This is a genomic window from Bradyrhizobium sp. (assembly GCF_016462955.1).
Lineage (GTDB): Bacteria > Pseudomonadota > Alphaproteobacteria > Rhizobiales > Xanthobacteraceae > Bradyrhizobium.
The window spans coordinates 1-2210 of the sequence record NZ_JAEMSD010000775.1 but is presented as its reverse complement, the minus strand read 5'-3'; the positions used below and the strand labels follow the sequence as shown (position 1 = coordinate 2210).

General features: G+C 57.6%; 3 protein-coding genes. All 3 read right to left on the bottom strand.

Going from position 1 to position 2210, the window contains the following annotated elements; all coding sequences use genetic code 11:
- Window positions 1–63: 63 nt before the first annotated feature.
- Window positions 64–444, bottom strand: a complete 381-nt coding sequence (locus tag JHD07_RS38220; protein ID WP_291631639.1) for a DCC1-like thiol-disulfide oxidoreductase family protein — start codon at window positions 442–444, stop codon at window positions 64–66.
- Window positions 445–485: 41 nt separating this feature from the next.
- A complete protein-coding gene (locus tag JHD07_RS38215) occupies window positions 486–1328 on the bottom strand; it encodes a hypothetical protein (protein ID WP_291631638.1) in 843 nt (280 codons plus the stop codon).
- A gap of 244 nt (window positions 1329–1572) precedes the next feature.
- The coding region (locus JHD07_RS38210) for a sigma-70 family RNA polymerase sigma factor (RefSeq protein ID WP_291631636.1) at window positions 1573–2210 on the bottom strand (638 nt) is incomplete at its 5' end.

The following is a 2210-nucleotide window of genomic DNA, read 5'->3' as shown; positions in this document are numbered from 1 at the left end:
GGAGAGGTGTCAGAGTCCGCGGCCAACCAATTCAATCCAAAGCCGCAATGCCTCGCCTGGCGCTCACCAGCGCCCGCTCCATCTATTCCAGGCAAACAGCAGATCGGCAAACCGGTCGTAAAAGAATTGCGTGACCGGCAGCGCCACGCGATTGCCAAGCATCGTCGCAAGCCACCCCTCCCCCGGCGTCAGCCGCCAGAGCGCAATCGCGACATCCGCGCCGACGATAAGCCGGCCGGCCTCGTCAGTCGTATGCAGGCGCCGCCTGATGTCGTCGAGCGAGGCGCCGAAGCGCGCCAGCGCATCAGGCTGCTCGTTGATGTCCCTGAACTCGACCGTGCCCGCGCGCACCAGCGCCAGCAGCTTGTTGCGCTGCCAGTCGATGCCGGCGTCGCAGACGGGGCAGCGGCTGTTGTAGTAGACGGTGAGGTGGGGACCGATCATCGGGGTCAAAGCAAGTCCAACGCAATCCAGCTTTACGCTGCTCATCCATCTTGGTCTGTCGGCTCCGGCATCCCCTGATCATTGCGCGCAAACTGCCGGAGCTGCCACATAAAGACGTTGCTAACTCCGCAGTCTCTGCATTTGAACTCCCACCCCTCGGTCGCCTTACTCATCTCGGTCACTTCTCTATACGGAAGACCATGTTGGTAGCCGCACTTGTGACAAGACACAGGGATCTTCCTTCGTTCAAAGAAGAACTCATCTGCCACCTCTTCTGCTCGAAACTGTTCTTTGCAACCCTCTTTGATGCAATTGATTATGTCGTTGTGCTTTAGCGATGCGGTTGAACGACTATTTTTCTGACCACAGACGCAATCAAAACTCACCTTTTCAAGAACCAATGCGCCAATCATGGTGCCTTCAGATATTCGATCGAGTTCTCGCAAGACCTCTTCGAGTTTCGACCTCAGCTTCATCTCTGCGGCGTAGTGCTCGATAGGAGCTTTTGTCTCCCGCGGAAGGGCGCAGTGAAGGAATGAACTGACCGCCTGCCAAAGTTGATTGATGTATTTTGGATCAAATCCCTTTTGAGTGCCTACCGGAATATACTTCGGGGGATGATCTCCTGGCTCGGAGCCGATATTCAACGTCCAGTCGCTCGCGATGTTGGCGTCGACCATCTCCATGACCGTTTGCACAACATGCTGCGGCTTCCAGGTTCGCAAATCGCTGTGAGAAATATAGCTATGCGCAATCCTGAGGCGCTCATAGCAAACTCGTTCCAAAGCAAATCGAGCTTCGAGCGCTGCGTAGGTCAGCGCCGGAACTCCACCAGCATCCATGTGGGCTCTGATGATATCAGTGTAGCTCTTGAGCCAAACCATCTGCACGCCCCTTATCGCTAGCGACGCTGCGATGCAGCCAACAACACCCTCAACAACCGCGCTTTCACCTTGATCGATCGGAAATAGTTTCGCACGAGCGAGACCGGAAGCCCGCGACAATATACCTGCGAATCGACCGACTTAAAAAGCAGCATCAGGTCCTGATACAAAAACGGCGGGCTTTCGGCCCGCCGTTCTAATTTCGATGCTTACCCGGCTCGAGCCAGAGCACAACAATCCGGATTTAGTTATCCAAAAAGCTCCGCAGCTTCCGGCTCCTCGACGGATGCTTCAACTTCCTCAGCGCTTTCGCCTCGATCTGCCTGATACGCTCGCGCGTCACGCTGAACTGCTGTCCCACTTCTTCCAGCGTGTGGTCGGTGTTCATGCCGATGCCGAAGCGCATGCGCAGCACGCGCTCTTCGCGCGGGGTGAGCGAGGCGAGCACGCGCGTGGTGGTCTCGCGCAAATTGGACTGGATCGCGGCGTCGATGGGGAGGATTGCGTTCTTGTCCTCGATGAAATCGCCGAGGTGTGAATCCTCCTCGTCGCCGACCGGCGTCTCCAGCGACAGCGGCTCCTTGGCGATCTTGAGGACTTTCCGCACCTTCTCAAGGGGCATGCCGAGCTTTTCGGCGAGCTCTTCCGGGGTCGGCTCGCGGCCGATCTCGTTGAGCATCTGGCGGGACGTGCGCACGATCTTGTTGATCGTCTCGATCATGTGCACGGGGATGCGGATGGTGCGGGCCTGATCCGCAATGCTGCGGGTGATCGCCTGCCGGATCCACCACGTGGCGTAGGTCGAGAACTTGTAGCCGCGGCGGTACTCGAACTTGTCGACCGCCTTCATCAGGCCGATGTTGCCTTCCTGGATCAGGTCGA